24 protein-coding genes and 1 pseudogene are annotated in these 24,060 nt (G+C 59.3%); 15 read left to right on the top strand and 10 right to left on the bottom strand.

Going from position 1 to position 24,060, the window contains the following annotated elements; all coding sequences use genetic code 11:
* Positions 1–5: 5 nt before the first annotated feature.
* From NTA49_RS16885 to NTA49_RS16870, 4 genes are read right to left on the bottom strand one after another with little or no spacing between them, the layout of a single operon-like run.
* Positions 6–971 (bottom strand): substrate-binding domain-containing protein, encoded by a 966-nt coding sequence (locus NTA49_RS16885; RefSeq protein ID WP_258295985.1) that lies wholly within the window; start codon positions 969–971, stop codon positions 6–8.
* A 37-nt stretch (positions 972–1,008) separates the two neighbouring features.
* Entirely contained in the window at positions 1,009–2,004 is a 996-nt protein-coding gene (locus NTA49_RS16880) for an ABC transporter permease (protein ID WP_258295984.1), read from the bottom strand.
* Entirely contained in the window at positions 2,001–3,542 is a 1,542-nt protein-coding gene (locus tag NTA49_RS16875) for a sugar ABC transporter ATP-binding protein (RefSeq protein WP_258295983.1), read from the bottom strand. Before NTA49_RS16875 ends, NTA49_RS16880 begins: the two co-directional genes overlap by 4 nt.
* Before the next feature lie 8 nt (positions 3,543–3,550).
* Positions 3,551–4,237, bottom strand: a complete 687-nt coding sequence (locus NTA49_RS16870; RefSeq protein ID WP_258295982.1) for a GntR family transcriptional regulator — start codon at positions 4,235–4,237, stop codon at positions 3,551–3,553.
* Between the two features lie 107 nt (positions 4,238–4,344).
* Here NTA49_RS16870 and NTA49_RS16865 point away from each other — a divergent pair, with 107 nt between their 5' ends.
* From NTA49_RS16865 to NTA49_RS16850, 4 genes are read left to right on the top strand one after another with little or no spacing between them, the layout of a single operon-like run.
* Positions 4,345–5,349 carry an Ldh family oxidoreductase gene (locus NTA49_RS16865; protein ID WP_258295981.1) on the top strand — a complete coding sequence of 335 codons (1,005 nt, stop codon included), beginning with the start codon at positions 4,345–4,347 and terminating at the stop codon, positions 5,347–5,349.
* 22 nt (positions 5,350–5,371) lie between these two features.
* Positions 5,372–6,580 carry an iron-containing alcohol dehydrogenase gene (locus NTA49_RS16860; protein WP_258295980.1) on the top strand — a complete coding sequence of 403 codons (1,209 nt, stop codon included), beginning with the start codon at positions 5,372–5,374 and terminating at the stop codon, positions 6,578–6,580.
* A 9-nt stretch (positions 6,581–6,589) separates the two neighbouring features.
* The gene (locus NTA49_RS16855) at positions 6,590–8,053 is read left to right on the top strand and encodes an NAD-dependent succinate-semialdehyde dehydrogenase (RefSeq protein ID WP_258295979.1); all 1,464 of its coding nucleotides are present in this window, start codon (positions 6,590–6,592) and stop codon (positions 8,051–8,053) included.
* A gap of 18 nt (positions 8,054–8,071) precedes the next feature.
* Positions 8,072–8,926 (top strand): alpha/beta hydrolase, encoded by an 855-nt coding sequence (locus NTA49_RS16850; RefSeq protein WP_258295978.1) that lies wholly within the window; start codon positions 8,072–8,074, stop codon positions 8,924–8,926.
* Positions 8,927–9,013: 87 nt separating this feature from the next.
* Here NTA49_RS16850 and NTA49_RS16845 read toward each other — a convergent pair.
* Positions 9,014–9,364, bottom strand: a pseudogene (locus NTA49_RS16845) (IS3 family transposase); the annotation flags it as partial.
* Between the two features lie 399 nt (positions 9,365–9,763).
* Between NTA49_RS16845 and NTA49_RS16840 the strand changes: the two are divergent.
* Complete coding sequence (locus tag NTA49_RS16840) at positions 9,764–10,228, top strand: MarR family winged helix-turn-helix transcriptional regulator (protein ID WP_258295977.1); 465 nt, start codon at positions 9,764–9,766, stop codon at positions 10,226–10,228.
* Between the two features lie 240 nt (positions 10,229–10,468).
* Here NTA49_RS16840 and NTA49_RS16835 read toward each other — a convergent pair whose 3' ends face one another.
* The 4 genes from NTA49_RS16835 to NTA49_RS16820 all read right to left on the bottom strand — a co-directional run bounded on the left by NTA49_RS16835 (position 10,469) and on the right by NTA49_RS16820 (position 13,618).
* Positions 10,469–11,116 carry a 5-formyltetrahydrofolate cyclo-ligase gene (locus NTA49_RS16835; protein WP_258295976.1) on the bottom strand — a complete coding sequence of 216 codons (648 nt, stop codon included), beginning with the start codon at positions 11,114–11,116 and terminating at the stop codon, positions 10,469–10,471.
* A gap of 2 nt (positions 11,117–11,118) precedes the next feature.
* Positions 11,119–11,547, bottom strand: coding sequence for a PACE efflux transporter (locus tag NTA49_RS16830; protein ID WP_258295975.1), 429 nt, complete (start codon positions 11,545–11,547; stop codon positions 11,119–11,121).
* 227 nt (positions 11,548–11,774) lie between these two features.
* Positions 11,775–12,443, bottom strand: coding sequence for an NnrU family protein (locus tag NTA49_RS16825; RefSeq protein WP_258295974.1), 669 nt, complete (start codon positions 12,441–12,443; stop codon positions 11,775–11,777).
* Positions 12,443–13,618 carry an NnrS family protein gene (locus NTA49_RS16820; protein WP_258295973.1) on the bottom strand — a complete coding sequence of 392 codons (1,176 nt, stop codon included), beginning with the start codon at positions 13,616–13,618 and terminating at the stop codon, positions 12,443–12,445. The genes NTA49_RS16825 and NTA49_RS16820 overlap by 1 nt, the downstream gene beginning before the upstream one ends.
* 300 nt (positions 13,619–13,918) lie before the next feature.
* On the opposite strand from NTA49_RS16820, the gene NTA49_RS16815 reads away from it, so the two are divergent.
* Positions 13,919–14,131, top strand: a complete 213-nt coding sequence (locus tag NTA49_RS16815; protein WP_258295972.1) for a hypothetical protein — start codon at positions 13,919–13,921, stop codon at positions 14,129–14,131.
* Between the two features lie 35 nt (positions 14,132–14,166).
* Here NTA49_RS16815 and NTA49_RS16810 read toward each other — a convergent pair whose 3' ends face one another.
* Positions 14,167–14,877 (bottom strand): Crp/Fnr family transcriptional regulator, encoded by a 711-nt coding sequence (locus NTA49_RS16810; RefSeq protein WP_258295971.1) that lies wholly within the window; start codon positions 14,875–14,877, stop codon positions 14,167–14,169.
* 166 nt (positions 14,878–15,043) lie between these two features.
* Here NTA49_RS16810 and NTA49_RS16805 point away from each other — a divergent pair, with 166 nt between their 5' ends.
* From NTA49_RS16805 to NTA49_RS16770, 9 genes are all read left to right on the top strand, one after another.
* Complete coding sequence (locus NTA49_RS16805; RefSeq protein WP_258295970.1) at positions 15,044–15,487, top strand: pseudoazurin; 444 nt, start codon at positions 15,044–15,046, stop codon at positions 15,485–15,487.
* 66 nt (positions 15,488–15,553) lie between these two features.
* Positions 15,554–16,774, top strand: coding sequence for a copper-containing nitrite reductase (gene nirK, locus NTA49_RS16800; RefSeq protein ID WP_258295969.1), 1,221 nt, complete (start codon positions 15,554–15,556; stop codon positions 16,772–16,774).
* Between the two features lie 318 nt (positions 16,775–17,092).
* Positions 17,093–19,273, top strand: coding sequence for a heavy metal translocating P-type ATPase (locus tag NTA49_RS16795; protein WP_258295968.1), 2,181 nt, complete (start codon positions 17,093–17,095; stop codon positions 19,271–19,273).
* Positions 19,270–19,443 carry a cbb3-type cytochrome oxidase assembly protein CcoS gene (ccoS, locus tag NTA49_RS16790; RefSeq protein WP_258295967.1) on the top strand — a complete coding sequence of 58 codons (174 nt, stop codon included), beginning with the start codon at positions 19,270–19,272 and terminating at the stop codon, positions 19,441–19,443. Before NTA49_RS16795 ends, ccoS begins: the two co-directional genes overlap by 4 nt.
* Entirely contained in the window at positions 19,440–21,092 is a 1,653-nt protein-coding gene (gene ccoN, locus NTA49_RS16785) for a cytochrome-c oxidase, cbb3-type subunit I (protein ID WP_258295966.1), read from the top strand. The genes ccoS and ccoN overlap by 4 nt, the downstream gene beginning before the upstream one ends.
* Positions 21,093–21,097: 5 nt before the next feature.
* The gene (ccoO, locus tag NTA49_RS16780; RefSeq protein WP_258295965.1) at positions 21,098–21,874 is read left to right on the top strand and encodes a cytochrome-c oxidase, cbb3-type subunit II; all 777 of its coding nucleotides are present in this window, start codon (positions 21,098–21,100) and stop codon (positions 21,872–21,874) included.
* Complete coding sequence (locus NTA49_RS17310) at positions 21,795–22,049, top strand: cbb3-type cytochrome c oxidase subunit 3 (protein WP_408637153.1); 255 nt, start codon at positions 21,795–21,797, stop codon at positions 22,047–22,049. Before ccoO ends, NTA49_RS17310 begins: the two co-directional genes overlap by 80 nt.
* Entirely contained in the window at positions 22,040–22,918 is an 879-nt protein-coding gene (ccoP, locus tag NTA49_RS16775; RefSeq protein ID WP_258295964.1) for a cytochrome-c oxidase, cbb3-type subunit III, read from the top strand. The genes NTA49_RS17310 and ccoP overlap by 10 nt, the downstream gene beginning before the upstream one ends.
* 160 nt (positions 22,919–23,078) lie before the next feature.
* Complete coding sequence (locus NTA49_RS16770; RefSeq protein ID WP_258295963.1) at positions 23,079–24,011, top strand: DUF2189 domain-containing protein; 933 nt, start codon at positions 23,079–23,081, stop codon at positions 24,009–24,011.
* Positions 24,012–24,060: the final 49 nt, after the last annotated feature.

Genomic DNA, 24,060 nt, shown 5'->3' with positions numbered 1-24,060 from the left:
GCACCTTAGAACGGCGAGTCGGGAAAGTAGAATTGATCCGCGTTCTGGGGCGTGATCAGCGGCGCGTCCAACTTGAACGATCCGCGCATCGGAGCCTGTCCGGTGAACTGCGCGGCGGTCATATAGATAGCTGAGGCGATCATGGACGGCGGATAAGGGGTCGAGATCGGAGTCCGCTCGTCGCCCGCCATGACCATCTCAATCACCTGCTTCATACCGTTGCCGCCAAGGGCGAACTTAATGTCGTCACGTCCGGCTTGATCAACCGCTTCCAGAACACCCAACAACATGTCGTCATCGTTGGCCCAGACGGCGTCGATGTTGGGATATTTGCCAAGGTAATCCTGCATTAGGGTAAAGGCCTCGTCTTGGTTCCAGTTGGCGTACTGGATGTCGAGGATCTTGATGTTGCTCTTGTCTATCACCTCGGTGAAGCCTTGGATCCGCTCATCGTCAATGACGGTGGGGATGCCGCGCAGGACGACGATCTCGCCCTCGCCGCCCAGCTTGTCGACCAGCCAGTCGGCGGTGTTGGCGCCAACAGCGATATTGTCACCTGCAACATAGAGGTCCTGGATCGACGGATCGGCGAGACCCCGATCTACGACCGTGATGAAGGTCCCGTTCGAAGCAACCTGCTCAACAGGACCAGTCAGCTCTTCGGACGTGAAGGGAAGGATCACCAGCGCGTCCAGCTCGTTCGTGGCCGACAGATCCTCGAGCGACGATACCTGCGCGGTTGCCGAGGACGCGGTCGACACAATCACGTCGATATTGGGGTAAGCGGCTTCGATCTCCTTCTCGGCACGCTCGGCGTGATAGACCACGCCCCCGGTCCAGCCATGAGTGGCTGCCGGGATCGACACGGCGATGGTGAATTCCTTGTCCTGCGCCAGCGCGGGGGCGGTTGTCAGCGCGCCTGCGACCAGCGTGGCGGACAGGATACGTGCGCCTTGGTTGAAAGTTGTCATAGTTTTCTCCTCCGTTGCGAAAGTTTTCGCGCCCTTTTCAGCGGGCGCTTGTAAAGCGGTGCGCAAGCATGGCGATGATGATGATCGTGCCCTGCACTGCGGCCACAAGGTATTCCGAGACCATGTCCGACAGGACCATGACGTTGGCGATGATCTCGAGAATGAGTGCGCCGGCGACGGTGCCCCAGACGCGGGCCTTGCCGCCGCGCAGAAGAGTGCCCCCGATGACGACTGCGGTAATGACCTGAAGCTCCCAAAGCTGCCCGGTCGTGGGCGTCGCCGCCCCAAGGCGCGGTACGTAGCAGATGGCGGCCACGGCGACGCAGATACCCTGGATGACAAAGGCCATCGTTCGGACCCCCCCCACATGCACGCCGGAAAACTGCGCCACATCGGCGTTGGACCCCACGGCGGTGACACGGCGACCGTATTTTGTGCGGTACAAAAGAAACGCACCGATCAGAACAACGCAAAGGGTGATCAGCACAGGATACGGGACGCCAAGGAAATCACCGAAATAGACGGGGCGGTAGGCTTCGCGCAGGCTGCGGTCGATCGACAGCGACCCGCCGTCCGACATAAAGGTGATAAAGGCGCGGAAAATGCCCATGGTGCCCAGCGTCACGATAAAGGGTTCGATCCGTCCGACCGTTATGATCAGCCCGTTCAGCAGACCGCACAGCGCACCCACAACCAGCGCCACCCCCGCCCCCGCGAGGATCGCCCAAGGTCCAAGCGATGGCGTCAGACCGTTCATCGTCAGGATCATGATGCCAGTCACGAAAGCCATCATCGACCCGACCGACAGGTCAAGCCCGCCAGTCGCAATGACGAAGGTGGCCCCGACCCCGATGATCGCGATAAAGGCGCTGCGCGTGATAACGTTCAACAGGTTGTTGGCGGCCAGGAAATTAGAATTGATCAACGCCCCCAGCACAACAATCGCAGCCAGCGCGATGAATGGTGCAAGACTGCCCCATGGGATGCTGATGCCCTCGCGCTCCGGCGTGGCCTTGATCTCAATACTGCTCATGTGCCTGTCCTCCCTTCAGCTGTCTTGCGGTTGCTGGCGGCGGCATAGACGACGTTCTGCTCGGTGATCTCTGCGCCCTCCAGCTCGGCCACAAACCGCCCGCCGCGCATGACCAGCACCCGATCGGCAAGACCAACCAGTTCTGGCAACTCGGACGAAATCACGACGCAAGCCCTGCCGGCGCGCACGAGATCGTCGATAAATTTGTAAATCTGGCTCTTATTGCCGATGTCGATGCCGCGGGTCGGCTCGTCGATGATCACGACTGAAGGATCGGCCATCATCACCTTGGCCAGCAGCAGTTTCTGCTGATTGCCGCCCGACAACTTGCCCGCCTCGATCCCCAGCGACCGCACGCGGATGTCGTATTCCTCGACCGCAACGTCAAGCGCGCTGGCCTCGCCCTTGCGGTTAAGCTGAAATCCCGGATTGATCGCATCCAGCGCCTGAAGCGTCAGGTTGGGGCCCAGCCTGTCGTTCAGCAGCAGCCCCTTCCCCTTGCGATCCTCAGTCAGGTAAACGAGCCCTGCCGCCATCATCCGCTTCACATTGGGCGAGGTGATGCTTTCGCCGTTCAGCACGATCTTGTCGGCCTGTGCTGTGCGCAGCCCCATCAGCCCTTCGAAAAACTCCGTTCGGCCCGCGCCGATCATGCCGCCGATCCCCAGAACCTCGCCCGGGCGCACCACCAAAGATCCAACAAATTTGCCGCCATCCACCGACAACGCAGTGACATCAAGAATCGGCGCGTCCTTCGAGGTGCCGCGTTTGGGCGGGTAGAGCATATCCAGCTTGCGCCCGACCATTTGCTCAGCCATCTGACGCTGGCTCAACTCGCTGACGTTCCACGTCCCAATCATGTCACCGTCGCGCAGGATGGTGACGCGGTCGGCAAGTGTTTCAACCTCTTCCAGTCGGTGCGAAATATACAGAATGGCGACACCCTGATCGCGCAGGTCACGGACGATCCGCAGCAACGCGTCCACCTCGTCATTGGCCAGCATCGCGGTCGGTTCATCCAGGATGACCACCTTGCGATCGTCCAGCAGCGCGCGGGCGATCTGGAACAGCTGCCGTTGCGCCAGCGGCTGGTCTCCGACCCTGTCCGTTGGCCGTGCAGTCGATCCAACCTGTGCCAGGACCTCGGCAGTGCGTCGGTTCATCGCGCGGTCATCCACCATGAACCCACGTGACAACTCGCGCCCCAAAAACAGGTTCTGTGCGACGGTAAGGTCCGCGGCCAACAATATTTCCTGATGAACCAGCACGATCCCCGCGGCCTCTGCCTGCACCGCATCCGCGAAGTTTACTTTCTTGCCGTCCATGAAAAGCTGGCCGCCGGTCGGTGTGGCGTGGCCCGACAGCAGTTTCATCAGCGTCGACTTGCCCGCCCCGTTCTCGCCGATGATCGCGTGGACCTCGCCGGGGCGAATATCCAGCGTGATGTCCCGCAAGACTTCGATCTGCCCGTAGCACTTGGACAAGCCGCGGGCGGTCAGCGCCGGTGCCGCGGTGCTGACCGGGGCGGATTTTGTCAACGTGAGACTCATTCGAACGCTGCCTCAAGCCGGTCCCGCGACCGGCTGATGTGGTCATGCATGGCGTTGTAGGCAGCGTCAGCATCGCCCGCACGAAACGCCGCGATGAGGCGCTCATGCTCTTCCAGAGCTTCCCGCGTAACCCGGCTATGGAACATCAGGCGAAAGATGTGCAGATGCACATGTTGATCTGCCAGTGCTTGCCGGACGATTTCATTCGCGGCGATCTTCAGAATTTCGTCGTGAAAATGCGCGTCCGCGCGGGCAAAGCGTGAATAGCGACTGTTGCGGTAAGCAGGCTGCTCGTCCTTTTCCATATCGCCAGCAGCCAGCTCCAGACGCGTCAGCGACTCTGACGTAAGTTTCCGGCAGGCCTGCCGCGCGCTTTCCGGCTCAATCATCAGGCGAAAGTTGTAGAGATCCTCGAATTCCTTGTGGGTCAGCTGCGGCGCTGCGGAATAGCCAACCAGATGGGCCTTTCGCACCAGCCCCTCCTGCTCCAGTCGATTCAGCGCATCTCGCACCGGCGTCTGCGAAACGTTCAGCTCACGCGCCAACCCGTCGATCGGAATCCGCGCGCCAGGCGAAATCTCTAACGACATTAGCTTTTCATAGATGCGCTGATGCACACCATCGGAAATGCTGGTCGGCCGTACAATGCCGCCCTCACCTGTGCGCTCTACCGAAATCGCCATCTGTCGCCCTCCCACCTGCGTCCTTGACAAGGTTAATATCGATACCCTATCGAATGTCAAATACAATATCATATACGATACGATACGATACGATAAGGCTTTATCCAGTGCACCCTTCAATCGAGGAACTTCGGCAACTTTCCTGCAAAACTCTGGAATCCCAGAAGGTTCCCGAAGCCAGCGCGTGGTTGCAGACCGATCTGCTGATCGAAGCGGAGCTGCGCGGGCTGCCCTCACACGGGTTTCAGCGCCTTCCCCGTCTGGTTAAACGGCTTCAGGAAGGGTTCGCGCACCCCAGAGCCAAGGGCCGCGCGGAATGGGTGCGCCCGGCTGTTCTGAAGGTTGACGGCGAACAGGGGCTTGGCCCCATTGTCATGACGGAAACACTGAACCTGCTGGAGCTGCGCGTGCGCCAGGAGGGTGTTGCCATCGCGGCGATCCGCAACGCGAACCACATCGGCATGCTGGCCTATTATGCCGAGGCCGCAGTGGCGTTGGGTCGGATCGGGCTGTTTCTCACGACCAGCGAGGCGCTGGTTCACCCCTTTGGCGGGACGGAGCCGATGCTGGGCACCAATCCTATCGCAATCGGCATCCCAACCGACGACACACCTTTCATTCTCGACCTCGCCACCAGCCTCGTTTCCATGGGAAAGATCCACCACCATGCCCTAACCGGCACGCAGATTCCCAAAGGCTGGGCAGTGGACGCGCAAGGTCATGGGACCACCGACCCCGTGGCTGCGAAAGATGGCGCGATCGCGCCGTTCGGAGATGCCAAGGGCTATGGGTTGGGCCTTGCGGTCGAACTGCTGGTGGCCACGCTCGCCGGATCAGCCTTCGCACCCGACGTGCGCGGCACGCTCGACGCGACCCATCCCGCAAATAAGGGCGACGTGATCGTGCTGATCGACCCGGCGTCAATGGGCGGCAACGGCACAGCTCTTGCGGCCTACCTCGATAGCTTGCGCGCGTCGCGCTCAGCCGATCCCGCAGATCCTTTCACCGTTCCCGGCGACCGGATGCGCGCCCGCCGCGAGGCCGCGATGAAGCACGGCATAACCCTGCCCGACACATTGCTTAATGAAATCCGCGGCCTCGTGCCGACTTGAAAACAACTCCGGAGGAGACAACATGGCGATATTTGGCACGATCAGAGCCCCGCAGGAATTGATATTCGGCGCAGGACAAAGCGCTGCTCTCACGCGCATTGCAAAGCAACTGGGCCAGCGCGCCCTGATCGTCAGCGACGAACGGCTGGCCAATGACAATCTGATCCACGACGCCATTGCGCAGTTAGAGGCCGCAGGCCTTGCAGTGAGGCTCGATTGTTCCACCCAGCCCGACGTGCCGGTCCACACCGCCATCGCCAGCGCCGAGGCGGCCCGGGACTTTGCCCCCGATCTGATGATTGGTATCGGTGGCGGTTCCTGCCTCGACATGGCGAAATGCGTGGCGATCCTGCTGACTCATGGCGGCCAGCCGCAGGATTACTACGGAGAATTCAAGGTTCCCGGCCCCGTTTTGCCACTGATTGCGATCCCGACGACCGCCGGCACCGGATCCGAGGTCACGCCCGTCGCGGTGCTTTCCGACAACGACCGACAGCTCAAGGTCGGCATCTCGTCGCCCCACATTATCCCTACCGTCGCAATCTGCGATCCAAACCTCACGATGACCTGCCCTGCGTCACTGACCGCCATCGCCGGGGCCGACGCACTGACCCACGCGATCGAAGCGTTCACGGCCATCCGCCACGACCCGGTTCCTGGTCTGGCGCAGGACCGCGTCTTCGTCGGCAAGAATGCCACCTCGGACGCATTTGCTCTCCGGGCCATTTCGCTGCTGTGGGAAGGTCTGGAAGCCGCCTGTACCGATGGCAGCAACGCCGACGCCCGGGCGAACGTCATGTTGGGGGCGACAATGGCTGGTCTCGCATTCGGCGTGGCCGGCACCGCGGCAGCCCACGCGATCCAGTATCCCGTGGGTGCGTTGACCCACACACCGCACGGCGCGGGAGTTGCTTGCCTCATGCCCTACGTCATGGCCTGGAACGCGCCGATGATCGGCAATGAGTTGGACCAGTTTGCCCAAGCGACCGGCCTGCCCGACCGCGACGCCGTGATCCCTGCCGTTTCCGCGCTCTTTGACCGGATCGGCATACCGCCAACGCTCAAGGCACTGGGATTGGCCGAAGATCGCCTTGACTGGGTGGCAGAACAGTCTTGCAGCATCGCGCGGCTGATCCAGAACAATCCCCGCCCCCTGCCCCTGCCCGACATGCGCCGCCTCGTTGGTGCTGCCTACAGCGGTAACCGTGCCGCGCTCGCCTCGACCCAATAGGAGAAACGAATGGTCCTCGATAACGTCTTCACCGGCTACGCCGATCCTCAGCTTCACGCCGAGGGGTTGTTCATAAATGGCAAATGGGTCGCGGGGGACGGGATCCCCGTCACCGATCCGTCCAGCGGCAATACCCTTGTCGAAGTACCCGACGCCAACATCGCCGAGGCGATGAGCGCCGTCGACGCGGCGGACGCCGCTGCGAAGGGCTGGCGCGAGACGCCCCCACGCCAGCGGTCAGAAATCCTGCGCAGCTGGTTCACGCTGATGACCGAGCACGCCGAGGAGCTTGCGCTGCTGATCTCTCTCGAGAACGGAAAAGCTCTGACCGACGCGCGCGGTGAGGTTGCTTACGCTGCTGAATTCTTCCGATGGTATGCCGAAGAAGCCACCCGTATCCCCGGTGAGTATCGCCACACGCCAAACGGTGCACACCATATCCTTGTCGATCATGACCCCATTGGCATCGCTTTGCTGATCACGCCTTGGAACTTCCCTGCGGCGATGGCCACGCGCAAGATCGGCCCGGCACTGGCGGCGGGCTGCACCGTGATCCTCAAGCCAGCGTCGGAAACGCCGCTGACCGCCTACGCCATGGCGCGGCTGGGAGCCGAGGCGGGCGTGCCACCCGGCGTTGTAAACGTAATCACCACCTCTGACCCCGGCCCGGTTAGCAGCGCAATCCTTTCCGATCCGCGCGTGCGCAAGCTATCCTTCACCGGCTCTACCGGCGTGGGTCGCATCCTGCTGGCCGAAGCCGCGAAAACTGTCGTGAGTTGTTCGATGGAGTTGGGTGGCAACGCGCCCTTTATCGTGATGGACGACGCGAACCTGGATGCAGCACTTAACGGTGCGATGGTCGCCAAGATGCGAAACGGCGGAGAAGCCTGCACGGCAGCCAACCGGTTCTACGTTCAATCGGGCATTCATGACGCCTTTGTTGCGGGGCTCACGCAGCGGATGCAGGCTCTTAAGCTGGGCGCGGGCTACGATGCGGAGACGCAATGTGGCCCGATGATCACCACCAAGGCTGTTGAAAAGATCGACCGGCTTGTGGCGGAAGCGAAAGAGCGCGGCGCCCAGGTGACGACTGGCGGTACGCCACAGCCCGGATCGGGCTATTACTACCCCCCGACCGTGATTGAAAACGTGCCTACCGATGCGGCCATCGCGCACGAGGAAATCTTTGGGCCAGTGGCCGCCATCTATCGTTTCGACACAGAGGACGAAGCGATCCGGATGGCCAACACTACCGAATACGGCCTCGCCGCATATGTTTATTCCCGCGACATCACCCGTGCGATGCGGGTTGGCCGTGGTATCGAAACCGGTATGCTGGGGATCAACCGAGGTCTGATGTCAGACCCGGCCGCCCCTTTCGGGGGTGTCAAGCAAAGCGGGCTGGGACGCGAGGGCGGTGTGACCGGCATCCTCGAATTCTTGGAGCCGAAGTACTTCGCCGTCGAGTTCTGACCACGCAAGGAGCCGCAAATGCCCGAACCCGATCTTTACCGCAACCGCGATTTCATCCCCAATTTTGATGCGATCATGGCCGAGACCGAAACCCGCAGCCGGGAGGTGGCGGCGCGCAACCGCATGGAGCGTGACATACCCTACGGGTCCGGTCCGCGGCAAAACTTCGATCTCGTCTTTCCCTCTCGTGACGTGTCTGACGCGCCTTTGCACATCTTCATTCACGGCGGCTATTGGCGGGCGGGCAGCAAGGACGCGCACACGCTGGTGGCGGAGCCCGTCCTCGCGGTGGGCGGCATCTGTGCGCTGGTGGGATACGGGCTGATGCCGTCAACGCGCCTGGGCGACATCGTGGCACAAGTCCGCGCCGCCGCTTGCCATATTGCCGCCCTTGCGCCGCAGATCGGGGCGGACCAGAAACGCATCACCGCCAGCGGGCATTCCGCCGGCGCACATCTGGCCTCGTTGCTGGCGGCACAAGCGCCCGGCGACACCACGCCCCCGTTGCTTCCCAACATCAAGGCGCTGCTGCTGGTCAGCGGCATCTATGACCTGTCCGGCATCCCTGACAGCTTCCTGAAGGACGAAGCCCGCATGACCCCCAAAGAAGCCGCAGACTGGTCGCCCCTGCAGGCTTCACACCGACCCGGCCCCCATCGGATCATCACGCACGGGCAGAATGAAACGCGCCCCTTCCATGATCAGGCAAAAGCCTTCGCAGCACTTGTCAATGAACAGGGTGCCAGCCAAGGCACCTATAGATGTGAACCCGCGCGCAATCACCTGGACATCGTTCTCGATCTCGCAGATCCCACCGCGCCACTCGGTCAAACCCTCGCCGACCTTGTTGCAGGTGAGGAGTCCCATCGGTAATGTCGCATAGTTTCCGCCAGGCCAGAAATTGCGCTGCTGCTGGACGGGTAATCCCCCCATTTTTGCGGGGGATTGGTTGTAGAATTTACGCGGCATCTTCAGTTTCTGGGCGGGGCCATGCCGCCGTTGCCCATGTTGGGGCGCTCGTTGGTGTAAGACCAGAGCCACTTGGCGTTCTGCTGCGGCTTTCCGGGCTGATGTGGGACGGGCGATCCTCCTGTGTGCCGCCCATTCCATGAATGGTGCTGCTGATATAGTCTGGGCCATAGCACCTCTGGAATGTCGCTAATTGAGGGGCTATGACAGCGCCCTGACGTCACGCGCGGCGGGTAGCGAGAAGTCGATCTCGATGCCCAGGCCTTCACGGTTGAAGTCATCCCGCACGTCCAGAAGCCGGAACTGTCGACCATCGCCGATCCATTCAGCCATAAAATCCATCCCTATTATCCACGAGAAGAAGCAGGACTGTCGGGAGAGTTCTGCCTGCTTGCCTTGCAAGGTCCCGGCTTCGCCAGAACGTAGTTGCTTCCGGTTAGGAGAAATCAGCCAATCTTCTGGGTTCCGCCTGAAGCGAGGCCATTTCATAATCACCGAAAAAGCGTTGCATCGGGACATAGCGGCAGCCGCGTTGATCCCATGATGCTTTGCCTTTTCTGCATAAAATTCAAAGAACCACACAGGGGATATCCATCGCACTGAGGATCGCGAAAACCATAAGCATCACTGCAAGTTGACAACTCAAACCAATCGGAATTTTGCTGTAACGGGTCAGCTTAATTTACTCGAAGCTGTACGGTGGACCTGCAGCCCCCCAAGAATTACTGGATCTTAATATCCATGAATGACAGCGAACAATCCATATCCCAAAGCGATTTGCGTCAGTATCTGACTTATCGGTTGTCCAAGTTACAAACCGCGCTGAATGTACAGGCGACGCGAACACTGTCGGCGCATAGCAATATCACCCTGACCGAATGGCGGGTACTGTTCATTCTGTGCAGCAAGTCGTCCGCCACTATGAGTGTGATCATGAAGGAAAGTCGTCTGGACAAGGCGCTGATCAGCCGCTCGGTCAAGGGGTTGGTGGAAAAGGGTTATATCGTGTCCGTTCAAGATAAGAGCGACAAGCGTCGCCATCCGCTCAACGCCACCGACGCAGGGCGCGCCCTGAAGGAAAAAATCCTGCCAATCATGTTCCGCCGCCAACAGGCGTTGACCGACGGAATACCTCCCGCAGAACTTGAGACATTCTTCAAGGTGCTCGAACAGCTGGAAACGGTGGCTTTGCGCCGCGACTTTTAGTTGGGAAAGTTGGCAGTTCCCCGTCCGGCCCTTGCCTTGAAACCGGACGGGCTCAGGACGATTGCGTGTGCGCAATCCAAAGCAATATAACCACCGCGTTGGTCGCGGGCTCGGCCATGACCTGCTGAAAGAGAGGGCGCCGATCCGATGCCTTTTCTCGGCGACGCTTGGCTGAAAGAATTCACCGTTGCGGCTGCAGTCGATGGGGCTGAATGAAGCCACACCTCCAAGGCACGCGTCTCACCTTTGTAGCCGCGACCCGTCGGACAACACCACCACATCCATTGGGACATCCCACGGCATCGGATAGATGGTTGGCACAAGGCAACCCGCAAAGCCCACACCCACGACACGCGGTCGCGGATTCAGCCTAACCAGCGTGCGGTCATAATATCCACCGCCATTCCCCAGCCGGTACAGTGCTTCATCCACACCGACGAGGGGAGCGATAACGACGTCGGGGACACGCGCCTCGCCCTCCGCAGGCTCCAGAATATTCCATAAACCGCGTTTCATCCGGCAATCCGGCCACCAAGTGTGAAATTCAAGCGGTGTCTGCTCGGCAACCATCACCGGCAACAAAACCTGCGCGCCTGCTGCCTGCACCTTGTGCATCCAAGGACGCAGGTCTGGCTCGCCCCGGATCGGCCAATAGACCGCGATGCACATGTTGGCCTGTGGCGCGATGAAGTCGTCAAGCTCTGCTATCAAGGTTGCCATTGCCTGCAACCGCGCCTCCGAAGACAGCGAACGTGCCGCAATCAACCGCGATCTCTCTGCCCGCCGAAACCGCGCCACGTCCTGTGCGGTGGCAGGATCAACCAGATGTCCATCGACAAGCAGATGAGCAAAACAGGGTGCGGTGCCTCTGACGCTCTCGTCTTCCATTGTCAGGCCCCCTGCCCGGATCGCTGCGGCGGGAAGAGAGTATCGTAACCCCAGGTAAACACGAACGCGTAGACCAGATAGAAGCCGGCAAATGTCACTTCCATAACCAACGCCGCCTGCAGTGAAGTCCCCAGCCACCACGCGAACAGCGGCAAGAGCAGCACAAGCAACGTCGCCTCGAACAATACAGCATGCGCGATCCGCAAGAGCATCGTCTTATGGGTGGCGCCCCGACGCCAGTTCAAAACGTGGTCGAAGGTCAGGTTAAAAATGTAATTCCACGCCGTCGCGGCTGTGGCGCCAAGCAGGACCAGCATACCCATCTCGCTCATGGTGTGGTCAAACAACCAGGCGAACAGTGGCGTGACGATCAACAAACCGATGAGTTCGAAGCTGAGAGCCTGGCGGATACGATCTGCGGTGCTGCGCATAGTTTGGTCCCGATTGAGAAAGTTCGGGCCGTCCCGCGTGTAAACCAACCGGTTGGGCGAAGTCGTCCCCGCTTGGTTTGAGTATGTTGCCAGGATGGAGCCTTTTCAAGGCCTGCGAAGGAACTACCAAATGCACATGCCTGCCAGTCGTTAACAGATTACGCTTCATGACACTTTGAGCCGTACTTAATAAGGAATACCGTCCGGACTGAGTTTCAGCTCGTCACTCAGCCTGCAGGTACGCCGATCACGACAGGGTGGAGCGCGACCAGAAACGCGTAGAGCGCGACGCCTGCGGCGATGCGAAGTGCCGTACTTGTCCGTGAAAGGGGAGCGCCTAAAAGCGATGCGCGCGCCACTTCGTTGTGCATATCCTGCCAGACAACGTCACCAAGCTCGCGTCTTTTGCGGCGATCAATCAACGATTGTCCTGCCAGCGCAAAGGTCGCAAGACATCCGAACAAGATGACATGTGAAAGATTGCCGTTGGGTAGCAGATGCAGTCCGGCCCACAGCGCCAGCGCAAGCAGCAAGGGATGGCGGCTCAACCGGACGATGCCGGGTCGTGAAGGTTCAAATCGTGCGTTCTCCCATCCACCAAAGGAAAACGGATTTGGTCGTCCCACGGCCATTGCGAGGAGCAGACAGACAACCAGCATGCCGCCCTGCACAACGCGATACTGCCATTCGGCGACAGGCCAAAGCTGTACGTAGGGTGCTCGGCCAGCCGCATGGATAAGAAGTGCCAGCATGATCAGTGACAAGAGTGAATAGATCACGCCAAACCATCGCCGACCAAGCCACGCCACCAGCGGGGACTTGAACGCAGGACGAAGAGGAATGGAATGTGTTGCGAAAAATGCGGCGAAAATGCCTGCGAAGCCGAACCAGCTCATCACGCCACCGTTGCTTTACGTCGCGCGAGAAGCCGACCGTAGACGACCGCAAACCCCATGAAGGCTGCTATCCAGAGAGCTGCGGAGATTTCATATCCCAGGTTTCCGGGAAAGTTGCCCGCGAACAGCCGCACAACCATTGAGCCGATCAAAGCCGAATAGATTGCGACAGTGCCATTGCCTGCGTGCAGTGTTTGTCCGGTATGGCCCAGTGTCGCACGTGTCATCACCGCCAGTGTCATCAATCCCAGTGCGCCTGCCATCCACAGATGCTGCGCGGCTGCCGGATCGACCAGATCAGGGCGCAGGTTTGACAGACTGATCAATACAGCACCCAACGGCAGCATCGCGTAAGCGAAATGCAGTATCCAGACCAGTGGTTCGGCTCCGGTCAGATAGCCCCTCCAACGGACAAGCCTACCAGTGTGCAATATGGCGAACATGATCATCGCGAGGCCTGTGATCCAGCTGTCGGGCGTCAATACCCACAACAGCAGAATGGCGGCACTGATCAGCAACGTCACCTTGTCGAAGCGCTGCATGGGCGGGGCTGGCAGTGATTTGGTGCCGCGTTTGACCAGCCAGTTTCGCGTAAAGGACGGCAAGATGCGTCCTCCGATCAGGGCAATCATGCCAATCACCGCAGCGAGTCCAAGGCGCAGGCCAATGCCCTTCGCAGCGATGTCACCGTTGGCAACGTCGAGATGAAATAAAACGTTGGCCAAGGTAAATATCGCAAGAAGCGCCAATACGACGAGGTTGCCCCAAGTTTTCCCAGCGAGAATTTCGCGCAAGATGACCGCGCCAAGCACAATGGGGAAGGCGAGGTCGATCCCTGCTGCTAATCCCATCGGCAGGTGCTGGGAGACCAGGATTGCCAGCCGTCCGGCTAACCAGAGCAGAACCAAGCCGCCCAACTGCCAGCCCACGACAGGCAATCGCCCGGTCCAGTTCGGAACCGCCGTCAGCAGGAAACCAGCGATGATTGCGCCAAGGTATCCGAAAAGAAAGGCATGGGCGTGCCAGGATACCAGATCCATCCGCGTTGCTGGGCTGAACACCCCTGCAAGCATCAATATCCAAAGACCCATGGCTACCGCCGCCCAGACAGCGCCGAGCAGGAAGAAGGGTCGGAAGCCGTAGGTCAGAAGCGCTGGACCGTGCCAGGCGCGCATACGGGCAGCAGAGGACTGTGACAAAGCGTTCTCCTACGTGGGGATTTGCCGCAGCTGTGAGCGGCACGTCGTTTATTGAAAGCGTTGGAAGATGATCATGTGGTCTTACGCCCAAAGCGCCGGGCAAGAAGGCAATGCTCCCCGTACGATCCACGTGACGTGGTCAGGAATCCCATCAATCTTGTCTCTCTTTTTCGCTCTCTACGATGCCGAACCTAAGACAGGATCCGACCAACGAGTTTGCGCCAGCACAAAGTGGCGAACAGCAATCGTCTTACAGTGCAAGAAAAGGAGGAACCCATGCGCCACGACGCCCTTGATTTGCCATTATCCGTGCTCATGGCGCGGTGGCCGCAGACGATCCAGGTCTTTATGCGTCATCGAATGCTTTGCGTAGGGTGTGCGTTTGACCGCTTTTGCACGGTGACGGACGTCTGCCGGGAATATGGCATCGACCAAGAAATCTTCCTTCAGGAGTTACAGGACGCGGTCGACGAAGGGATGGAGCTTTGACCTTGAGCAGGTTTTGATGTTGTGTCTGACATCGGTCAGGATTGTCCGAGCTTTACGAGACGGTGCGGCTCGCAGACCTTGATCCTCTTGCGCCGACTCTCGACGATGCCGTCCTTCTCCCATGCGCTCAGCAGGCGGCTGACCGTATGCAGGGTCGTGCCGGTCAGTTCGGAAATATCCTGACGCGTGACCGGAAAATCGATTTCGATCCCATCCTCGACTTCTCTGCCAGATTGGCTGATCAGCCGCAGAATTGCGTTCGCGATGCGCTGTTCGACCTGTTGTGTGGTCATGGCAATGATCCGGTCGTTCATTTCGGCCATACGCTTGCCGACTGTGCCGTACGTTTCAGTGGCAAATCCGTCGTATTCCTTGACGAACATGCTCCAAAGTCGCGTGGGCCAGCTTAACGCGATCGATTCTGTCGCTGTGACTGCGGTCGCAGGATAGGTGTCTCGGTTCAACGCCTTCGCGATGCCGAAAAGCTGTCCGTTTGGAATATGCAGCACCGTGACGTGCTCACCGGACTCCGTGGTGCGGATGACCCGAATGTGACCGTCAAGCAGCATATAGAAGCGTTCGGCAGGCATGCCTTCTTCAAAGACATTAACGCCGAGGTCGTAGCGTCGCGAGGTCGCCAGATCCAGGATTTCTCGGATCTGCCGCCTGTCCAGTTTCGAGAATGGCGGCATGTGTGTCAGCAGGCTTTCGTCCAGCCGTGGCAGGGTTGTCCGAACCGAGTTCATTTTACCCTCCGTCACCGAGACACCTGGACATGCGCACGTTCGTCAATTTGCGCGCATGGCAGTCGGCCCACCTGTTTCGCCGCATTGTTTGTGCTGGCGCAACGTTCGGCGCCCGCACTCCCTTACATAGCAATCATCACAAATGGACAAGCGAAAGGAACATTCGATGATCCGCACAATGATTAAAGGCTTCGCGGTTGCCGCCCTGATGGGGGGTGCTGCCTATGCCGAGACCTACGAGGTCCAGATGCTGAACCGCGGCGATGATGGGGAGATTATGGTTTTCGAGCCTGCCTTCCTGCAGATCGCGCCAGGTGACACCGTCAAATTCCTGGCGACCGACAAGAGCCACAACGCTGAGGCCATCGTCGGAATGCTTCCCGAGGGCGCCGATGCGTTCAAGGGTCGCATCAACGAGGAAATCGAAGTCACCCTCGATGCCGAAGGGCTGTATGCCGTCAAATGCGCTCCGCATTTTGCGATGGGGATGGTGATGACCATAGCCGTTGGCGATGCGGCAGATGAAATCGCCGCTCCGGACGACTTCCTTGCAGGGCGCATTCCCCCAAAAGCCAAGGAACGCTTCGTCAAGCAGCTGGCTGAATTCTAAAATCTTGCTCGTGCGCGTCATGAATGCCGCGCATGAGCTTAACAAAGCCAAGCAGGAGATATTTCAATGAAAAAATTCATCAATCCTGGCGCCACACCGACCAGTCGACGCAATGTGCTGCGCGGAACAGCGCTGGCAGGTGCGGCAGCGTTGACGGGCGGCATAACCGGTGCTCAAGCCATGCCCGCACGCATGCCCATACCGCAGCTGCGCGAGACCGGCGCGGGATTTATCAAGACTCAAGCCCAGGCAATCGAACGTGCCGAGCCTTCTGATCTGGCTGGATTGCCCCGCGTAAAACAGAGGCTGGTCACGCCACCTTTTGCTCCCGAGCACGAGCAGGTCGCGACGGGTGGGCCGAAAATTGTCGAAATCGAGATGGAGACTCGCGAGCGGCTGGTCGTCGTCGACGAGGATACGGGCGCCAGCATCTGGGCGATGACCTATAACGGTTCGGTTCCCGGCCCTCTGATCATCGTTCATCAAGACGATTACGTTGAGCTCACGTTGCGGAACCCTGTCAATAACATGCTGGAGCACAATATCGATTTCCACGCCGCAACCGGCGCTCTTGGCGGCGGCGCACTCACCCACATCTACCCGGGTGAAGAAACCGTGCTGCGATGGAAAGCAACCAAAGCGGGATGCTTCACATATCACTGTGCGCCCGGTGGCGCGATGATCCCCTACCATGTGTGTCATGGGATGAACGGTGCAATCATGGTTCTGCCCCGCGACGGACTGAAGGATGGTGACGGCAATCCGCTGCGCTACGACAGCATCGCTTATATTGGCGAGCAGGATTACTACCTTCCGCGGGACGCTGATGGTCGTTTCACTCAGTATTCGACTGCAGGCGAGGACTATGCTGACAGTCTGGAAGCGATGCGCACGCTCACACCGACCCACTCGGTCTTCAATGGTGCGGTTGGTGCGCTGACGGGCGGCGGGGCGTTGCGATACAACGTTGGTGAAACCGTGTTGATGATCCACAATCAGTGCAACCGGGATTCCAGACCACACTTGATCGGTGGTCACGGCAACTACGTCTGGGAAACAGGCTCTTTCACCGATGCCCCGCTCACCGGTTTGGAAACCTGGTTCTGCCGGGGGGGATCGGCCATGGCGGCGATGTATACATTCGAACAGCCTGGGATTTATGCCTACGTGAACCACAACCTGATCGAAGCGGCCCTCTTGGGCGCAACAGCGCATTTTGTGGTCGATGGCGAATGGGACAACACGCTTATGGAGCAGGTCGTGGCACCGCACAGCTTCGAAACGTGAACGGGTAGCAATTCACATCAGCCGCCGCTGTCAGTCTCGACAGCGGCGGCTTTGGACCGGTCAGTTTGACCGTAAACGCCGACTGGTTTCGACCATGTAAACTGATGGTTTTTGCGTTGAGCTACAGAACGATGAGCTGACAAACGACGGACCGACATGCGCAAAAACTGGCCCGAATTCATACGTTGTTGTCAATGGCTATAGTGACTGTTTTGGGCAGGGAGATTCCAACACGGAGTTTTTGCAGAATTTGATCTGAATTAAGAAACCTGACAGAATTAACTGATAAGAAGACAAATTAACAACAGGACTCTTCGCGTGCCCTCCAGATTTACCGGCCCTCCAGAGCACAGTCGCGAGCTTGTACTGACCTCGCCCACCATACGCTGTGGTGGCTGCGTAGCGAAGATTGAGCGCTCTCTCGCGGCGCTACCCGAAGTTGCGCGCGCGCGGGCAAATCTCACTCTGCGCAGGATCAACGTCACGCTTACGCAGCCGGGCGATCCCTTAAATCCTGTACTCGCCGAGCTGGAGCGCATCGGCCATCCGGGCCGTCTTATCGACAGTGCGGATCTGTCGGCAGAGGACAAGGACGAAACCGAAGTCGCCCTTCTCAAGGCCGTGGCGGTCAGCGGGTTCGGCGCGATGAACGTCATGTTGCTCTCGGTTGCTGTCTGGTCAGGAGCTTCGGGTGCCACCCGCGACAGTTTTCATCTGATCTCTGCCCTGATCGCCGTTCCTATTGTGCTCTATGCCGCACGCTTCTTTTTTGTCTCCGCGTGGGGCGCGTTGAAGCGAGCAAGTATGAATATGGATGTGCCGATCGCGCTCGCCATCGCGCTCGCCATCGCATTGAGTCTATTCGAGACGATCCGCGGCGGCGGAGAAGTTTTCTTTGATGCAGCGGTGACGCTGACATTCTTCCTCCTGATCGGGCGCTACCTTGATTACCGCATGCGCGGCAAAGCACGCTCAGCCATGACTGGCCTCCAGGGGCTCGCAGTGCGCGAGGCGTGGGAGGTTACGCCCGAGGGCAAGCTGCGCCCCGTTGCCGTCGAGACCATTACGCCAGGTATGGTTCTACGTATCCCCGTTGGCGAACGGGTCCCCGTGGACCTGCGCGTCTTGTCCGGCGCCAGCGATCTCGACCGCTCCCTTGTCACCGGCGAATCCGCCCCTGTGGCGGTCGCCACGGGCGATGAGGTCGAAGCCGGTGCTTTGAACCTGACGGGTTCGGTGGATGCCGTGGCCCTGCGCCCCGTAGAGGACAGCTTTCTCGCAATGTCCATGCGGATACTGGCTGGCGCCGAAGAAAGCCGCAGTACCTATGTACGGATCGCTGACCGAGCCGCCCAGATTTACGCACCGCTTATTCATTTGGTCGCTTTTGCCACTTTCATCGGCTGGCTGCTGGCCACCGGTGACTGGCACCGTGCGGCCTTTATTGCGATCAGCGTCCTGATCGTCACCTGTCCCTGCGCACTGGCCTTGGCTGTACCGGTGGCGCATGTCGTCGCCTCCAGTCGGCTGATGGCCGAAGGCATCCTTCTCAAAGAGGGCTCCGCTCTTGAGCGTCTGGCAAATGCGACGCGCGCGGTCTGGGACAAGACCGGCACATTGACCGACGGCAGCCCGGTGTTGTCCAACGCGCCCGAGTTTAGCGCCGACGCCCGCGCGGCGGCAGCGCTCGCGGAGCATTCAGCCCATCCCGTTGCCCGCTGCATTGCCAGGATGCATTCCACGCCGACCCTTTTTGCCGAGGAGATCACTGAACACCCCGGTTTTGGGGTCGAAGGTCGGATCGACGGGCGCATCGCCCGATTGGGCCGCCCCTCTTGGGTGGCCGAGATCGCGGGCAAGGCGTGTGAGGGAGAAGGTCCTGCCTTCGCATTTGCCGACGCGCCAATGCTGCGCTTTCCGCTGCGCGAAAACCTCCGCGAAGGTGCGCAGGCTACGATCATAGCCCTGCGCCAAGCTGGGTTGGAGAGCGAGATGCTATCAGGTGATGCCGCGTCGGCAGTAAACCTCGTGGCAGACCAGCTTGGTATCACAGAGGCCCGAGGTGACTTGACCCCGCAAGACAAGGTTGTGCGGCTGCAAGACCTACTCGCTCAGGGCGAACGCCCGTTGATGGTGGGCGACGGGTTGAATGATACTGCCGCACTGGCCATGGCGCATGTGTCAATGTCTCCAGCCTCGGCTACCGAAGCGGGACGCGCGGCAGCGGATTTCGTCTTCTTGCGCAAGGGACTGGATGCGGTGCCGCTGGCGCTGAGAATGGCTCGTCGGACCGCTGCGATCGTCCGACAGAACTTCGGACTTGCCATAGCCTACAATTGCATCGCGGTGCCGCTGGCGATTGCCGGATATGTTTCCCCGCTAATCGCTGCGATTGCCATGTCAGGCTCCTCCATCGCCGTGGTGGCCAATTCACTTCGGCTGAACAGTCAGGACGCCGTCAGAGCCACCGCACCCCAGTTGCAAGAGGTTCCTGTATGACGATCCTGTATCTTCTGATTCCCGTTACCATCCTTATGGGACTAACTGGCCTCGGCGCCTTTTTCTGGACCCTGAAAAGCCACCAATACGAAGACCTGGCCGGTGATGCTGAACGCATCTTGCACGACGACGACACTCCGATGCCCCCCCGAAAGGAAAATGTCAGATGATGGAACGCTTGACCGTTGCAGAACGCCAACAGGCAATGCTGATCACCGCGGTCTTGGCCCTTGCGGGTCTTATCCTCGCGATCGCGGGCCGCAATGATCCGATGGGTGTCCATGGATGGATGACCCTGTTTTTTGCCGGGGGGCTGTTTTTTGTCGTGGGCAATGCGCTTTACGCAGCTGAACCTACGGAAGACCGCACGACCAGCTATTATGACGATCCAACCAAGGTCGGTATTCTGCTCTCGCTTTTCTGGGCCGTGGTCGCCATGGGCATGGGCGTCTGGGTCGCCGCTCAACTGGCGTGGCCCGACCTGCGCTTTGACGCCGCATGGTCGAGCTTCGGCCGCATTCGTCCGGTACATACTTCGGGGGTGATTTTTGGCTTTGGAGGCAACGCGTTGATCGCAACCTCCTATCACGTGATGCAGCGCACCTCGCGCGCTCGCCTCGCTGGCCACGTTTCACCTTGGTTCGTGCTGCTGGGCTTCAATCTCTTTTGCATCATAGCGGCGTCGGGCTACCTCATGGGCATAACTCAGTCCAAAGAATACGCAGAGCCGGAATGGTATGCCGACATTTGGCTGGTGATCGTCTGGGTCAGCTACTTCGTGCTTTACATGCGCACCCTGGCGCGCCGGAACGAGCCGCATATTTACGTGGCGAATTGGTATTACATGGCTTTCATTCTTGTCGTGGCAATGCTGCACATCGTCAATAACCTTGCCGTGCCGGCCTCCTTCAGTGCTGCGAAGAGCTATTCGGCCTTTTCAGGCGTGCAGGATGCAATGACGCAGTGGTGGTACGGCCATAACGCCGTAGCGTTCTTCCTCACTTCTGGTTTCCTCGGCATGCTTTACTACTTCCTGCCCAAACGGGCGGAGCGGCCGATCTACTCATACCGGCTATCGATCCTGTCCTTCTGGGGCATCGTGTTCTTCTATATCTGGGCAGGCTCGCACCACCTGCACTACACCGCCGTACCCCAGTGGGTGCAGACTTTGGGGATGACATTTTCCGTGATGCTGTTGGTGCCGTCCTGGGCAAGCGCGGGGAACGCGCTGATGACGCTGAACGGTGCCTGGGGCAAGGTGCGCGACGATGCGACGTTGCGCTTCATGATGGTGGCGGCGGTCTTTTATGGGCTGTCCACCTTTGAAGGATCTTTCATGGCAGTGCGCGCAGTGAACTCCTTGTCTCATTATACCGATTGGACCGTCGGTCATGTGCATGCCGGGGCGATGGGCTGGGTCGCGCTGATCACCTTCGGATCAATATATGCGCTCGTGCCAATCCTGTGGCGGCGGGAATCTATGTATTCATGGAAGCTTGTTGAATGGCACTTCTGGCTCGCGCTGATCGGGACGGTGATCTACGTCTTCGCGATGTGGAATAGCGGTATCATTCAAGGTCTGATGTGGCGCACCTATACCGAAAGCGGCACGCTGGCTTATTCCTTCACGGACTCGCTCGTAGCAATGCACCCTTACTATGTGGCACGCACCATCGGCGGGGCCTTCTTCCTGACTGGAGCCATTATTGGAGCCTTTAACGTCATCATGACGATCAGACGGGTCCGTCAGGACACCCACGAACTCGACTATCCGACTAAATCCGAAGCGGGTGAACCCGCCGTGCCAGTTGCGGAGTGAAGGACATGTTGCGCAAAATTCTCAAACCCTTCTCGAAGTTCTTCGAGTTTCACGCACGCACCCACTACCGCGCCGAAAGGCATTCCATGGGGCTGACGATCGGAATCATCGCAGCAGCTGCCGTGGGCGGCTTCGTCGAGATAGCTCCGCTTTTCAGCATCGATGATACAGTAGAGGCCGATCCGAACATGCGGGTCTATACACCGCTCGAACAAGCCGGACGGGACATCTACATTCGTGAAGGCTGCTATGCCTGTCATAGCCAGATGATCCGCACCCTGCGCGACGAGGTGGACCGCTATGGTCCCTACTCATTGGCGGTGGAAAGCCAATACGACCACCCAATGCTTTGGGGATCGAAGCGCACAGGGCCAGATCTTGCCCGCGTAGGCGAGAAGTTCTCGGATGAATGGCAAGTGCAGCACCTCGCTGATCCGCGTTCACTGGTGCCGGAATCGGTCATGCCGCAATATGCATTTTTGCTCAACACGTCGCTTGAGACTGCGAGCCTTCCCGGACGGCTGGCCGCCCTGCGAACGGTCGGGGTGCCTTATACCGACGAACAGGTCGCCAATGCGGCGGACGATGCGCGCGGCCAGGCAATTCCTGATTCAGATCGGGCCTATGCGGTCGAGGAACGCTATGGGGAAGCTACCAATATCCGGTTTTTCGACGGACGTAGAGACCGTTTGACGGAGATGGATGCGCTGGTGGCGTATCTACAAATCTTGGGCGGCCTGTCTGATCTACCTCGAAACATGCAGATCCCCGAAGGAGATTGATACCTTGGATACGAGTTACGAAACGCTGTCGACCATCGCGAAGTCCTTTGGCTTATTCTACCTGATCGCTTTGTCGATCGGGATTACCATCTACGCCTTTTGTCCAAGTTTTGGGAAACGGTTCGACAAGGCCGCACGAAGCGTGCTGGACGACGAGGAGGGCCCATGTCGGTAAAGGAACGCGATCCACTCACCGGTCACGAGACCACGGGGCACGAATGGGACGGTATCACGGAACTCAATACCCGTGTCCCGCGGGCTGTCTGGTTCTTTGTGGCAGTCACCCACATCTGGGCGCTGGTCTACTGGGTGCTGATGCCATCATGGCCGCTGGTGACGACCTATTGGAAGGGGCTTCTGGGCTATGATCAAGCGATCGTGGTCGAGGAACAGGTCGCCAAAGCCTACCGAGATATCGAAGTCTGGCGCGCTCCGCTGGGCGAACTCTCCGCGACAGAAATCCGCGAAATCCCCGAGCTCATGGCACATGTGGAGCGCACCGCGCCAACGCTCTTTGGCGACAATTGCGCGGCATGTCACGGCACCGATCTTTCCGGAGCACCCGGCTATCCCAGCCTGATCGACGAGGCCTGGCTCTGGGGCAACGACACAGACACGATCTTGGAAACTCTGCGGGTTGGCATCAATGCGCCACATCCCGACACGCGTTTCGCTCAAATGCTGGCCTTCGGGGAAACCGACATACTCAGCGTTCCCGAGATCCGCACGGTGGTGGACTATGTTCAGTCCCTGTCGGGGCTTGATCCCGACGTCCCGGCCGAGCGGTTGGAGCAAGGGCAGGCTATTTTTGCCGACAACTGCACCAGCTGTCATGGCGACAATGCGCGCGGCATCCAGGATTTGGGCGCTCCAAATCTGACCGATGATGCCTGGGTCTATGGCGGTGACGATGCGACCATGTTTAAGACCATACACGACGGTCGCCAAGGTTGGATGCCCGCTTGGGAAGACCGTCTGACCGAAGCGGATCGAATGATGCTCACGCTTTACATCCAGGACCGAGCTGCGGAGGCGCAGCCATGACGTCTTCACGCTTCTGGGCCATCACTGGAGCAGTGCTCCTTGTCTCCGGCTTTGTCGCGGCGAATGCCCATCTCGTCACCGTTGCAATCGGTTCGCAAACCGAATGCGTTCTTGATCCATCGCACAAGGAAGGCGCTGCCAATCGAGCGGCGAAACCATCATGTTGAGTGACCGATCCAAACACCCCGATAGCATTTCGCCGCCCGACAATCCGCATGCTGGCGGCATGATTCCAAAAGTGGTTCCGCCTTTGCCGCGCGAGAGCGCGCACGCGCGGGACTTGCCCAAAACCGCAGCATTCACATGGCTGCGGCGCGGCTGGTCGGATTTCCTCACCCACCCACTACTTAGCCTGCTTTACGGCCTTATTGTCTTCATGATCTCTGCGTTGATCGTTTGGGCCCTGTTCCAGTTCCATTATGAATACGTACTTTTTCCCGCCCTCGCCGGGTTCACCCTGGTGGGGCCGTTGATCGCCAGCGGTCTCTACGAAAAAAGCCGCCGCATTGAGGCGGAGGAACGACCGACCTTCGGCAGCATGCTGATCGTGCGCCCTGCGTCCACGCGTCAGGCCTTGTTCATGGGAGTGTTGCTGCTCGGCCTGTTCCTGCTGTGGCAACGGGCGGCGGTGCTGATCTATGCCCTGTTTTTTGGCTTGGTGGCCTTTCCCGGCACCGATGAGCTGATACCGATGCTGTTGTTCACGCCTACCGGCTGGGCGCTGCTGATTACCGGCAGTTTCGTGGGGGCACTCTTTGTGGCCTTCTCCTTTGCAATTAGCGTCTTCGCCGTTCCGATGTTGCTCTCGGAGAGAACTGATGCGCTTTCGGCAATGGGGATCTCGATGGCAATGGTCTGGGCCAACTTGCCTGTGATGTTGACATGGGGGGCTATTGTGGTTGTGCTCACAGCAATCTCGCTCATCACCGGGTTTCTCGGCCTGATTGTGATTTTTCCGGTTCTGGGTCATGCAACTTGGCATGCCTACCGCGCTGTTCGTCCTGAAAACCGTCAATGTTGGTTTTCATTGAGAACTGACCCGGTATTTTCACCGAGATTTGACCCACCCTTTATTGTTTATCAGCGGTCATGATTTGGTCAATGGCTGCGTCTCCTTTCGTGTTTTCTTTGCAGCTTCTGAG

The sequence above is a fragment of the Pseudosulfitobacter koreensis genome, from assembly GCF_024733015.1.
Taxonomy (GTDB): domain Bacteria; phylum Pseudomonadota; class Alphaproteobacteria; order Rhodobacterales; family Rhodobacteraceae; genus Pseudosulfitobacter; species Pseudosulfitobacter koreensis.
Note: the sequence above shows the minus strand (reverse complement) of the source record. Positions and strands in the feature narration are given on the sequence as shown.

Coding starts and splice junctions, on each gene's coding strand:
- NTA49_RS16815 (WP_258295972.1), top strand. CDS start 13,919: ATGCGCCACGACGCCCTTGATTTGCCATTATCCGTGCTCATGGCGCGG.
- ccoN (WP_258295966.1), top strand. CDS start 19,440: ATGATGGAACGCTTGACCGTTGCAGAACGCCAACAGGCAATGCTGATC.
- ccoS (WP_258295967.1), top strand. CDS start 19,270: ATGACGATCCTGTATCTTCTGATTCCCGTTACCATCCTTATGGGACTA.
- NTA49_RS16870 (WP_258295982.1), bottom strand. CDS start 4,237: ATGGCGATTTCGGTAGAGCGCACAGGTGAGGGCGGCATTGTACGGCCG.
- NTA49_RS16770 (WP_258295963.1), top strand. CDS start 23,079: ATGTTGAGTGACCGATCCAAACACCCCGATAGCATTTCGCCGCCCGAC.
- NTA49_RS16820 (WP_258295973.1), bottom strand. CDS start 13,618: ATGCGCGCCTGGCACGGTCCAGCGCTTCTGACCTACGGCTTCCGACCC.
- NTA49_RS16840 (WP_258295977.1), top strand. CDS start 9,764: ATGAATGACAGCGAACAATCCATATCCCAAAGCGATTTGCGTCAGTAT.
- nirK (WP_258295969.1), top strand. CDS start 15,554: ATGAAAAAATTCATCAATCCTGGCGCCACACCGACCAGTCGACGCAAT.
- ccoP (WP_258295964.1), top strand. CDS start 22,040: ATGTCGGTAAAGGAACGCGATCCACTCACCGGTCACGAGACCACGGGG.
- NTA49_RS16805 (WP_258295970.1), top strand. CDS start 15,044: ATGATCCGCACAATGATTAAAGGCTTCGCGGTTGCCGCCCTGATGGGG.
- NTA49_RS16850 (WP_258295978.1), top strand. CDS start 8,072: ATGCCCGAACCCGATCTTTACCGCAACCGCGATTTCATCCCCAATTTT.
- ccoO (WP_258295965.1), top strand. CDS start 21,098: ATGTTGCGCAAAATTCTCAAACCCTTCTCGAAGTTCTTCGAGTTTCAC.
- NTA49_RS16880 (WP_258295984.1), bottom strand. CDS start 2,004: ATGAGCAGTATTGAGATCAAGGCCACGCCGGAGCGCGAGGGCATCAGC.
- NTA49_RS17310 (WP_408637153.1), top strand. CDS start 21,795: ATGCGCTGGTGGCGTATCTACAAATCTTGGGCGGCCTGTCTGATCTAC.
- NTA49_RS16810 (WP_258295971.1), bottom strand. CDS start 14,877: ATGAACTCGGTTCGGACAACCCTGCCACGGCTGGACGAAAGCCTGCTG.
- NTA49_RS16855 (WP_258295979.1), top strand. CDS start 6,590: ATGGTCCTCGATAACGTCTTCACCGGCTACGCCGATCCTCAGCTTCAC.
- NTA49_RS16830 (WP_258295975.1), bottom strand. CDS start 11,547: ATGCGCAGCACCGCAGATCGTATCCGCCAGGCTCTCAGCTTCGAACTC.
- NTA49_RS16835 (WP_258295976.1), bottom strand. CDS start 11,116: ATGGAAGACGAGAGCGTCAGAGGCACCGCACCCTGTTTTGCTCATCTG.
- NTA49_RS16885 (WP_258295985.1), bottom strand. CDS start 971: ATGACAACTTTCAACCAAGGCGCACGTATCCTGTCCGCCACGCTGGTC.
- NTA49_RS16825 (WP_258295974.1), bottom strand. CDS start 12,443: ATGAGCTGGTTCGGCTTCGCAGGCATTTTCGCCGCATTTTTCGCAACA.
- NTA49_RS16860 (WP_258295980.1), top strand. CDS start 5,372: ATGGCGATATTTGGCACGATCAGAGCCCCGCAGGAATTGATATTCGGC.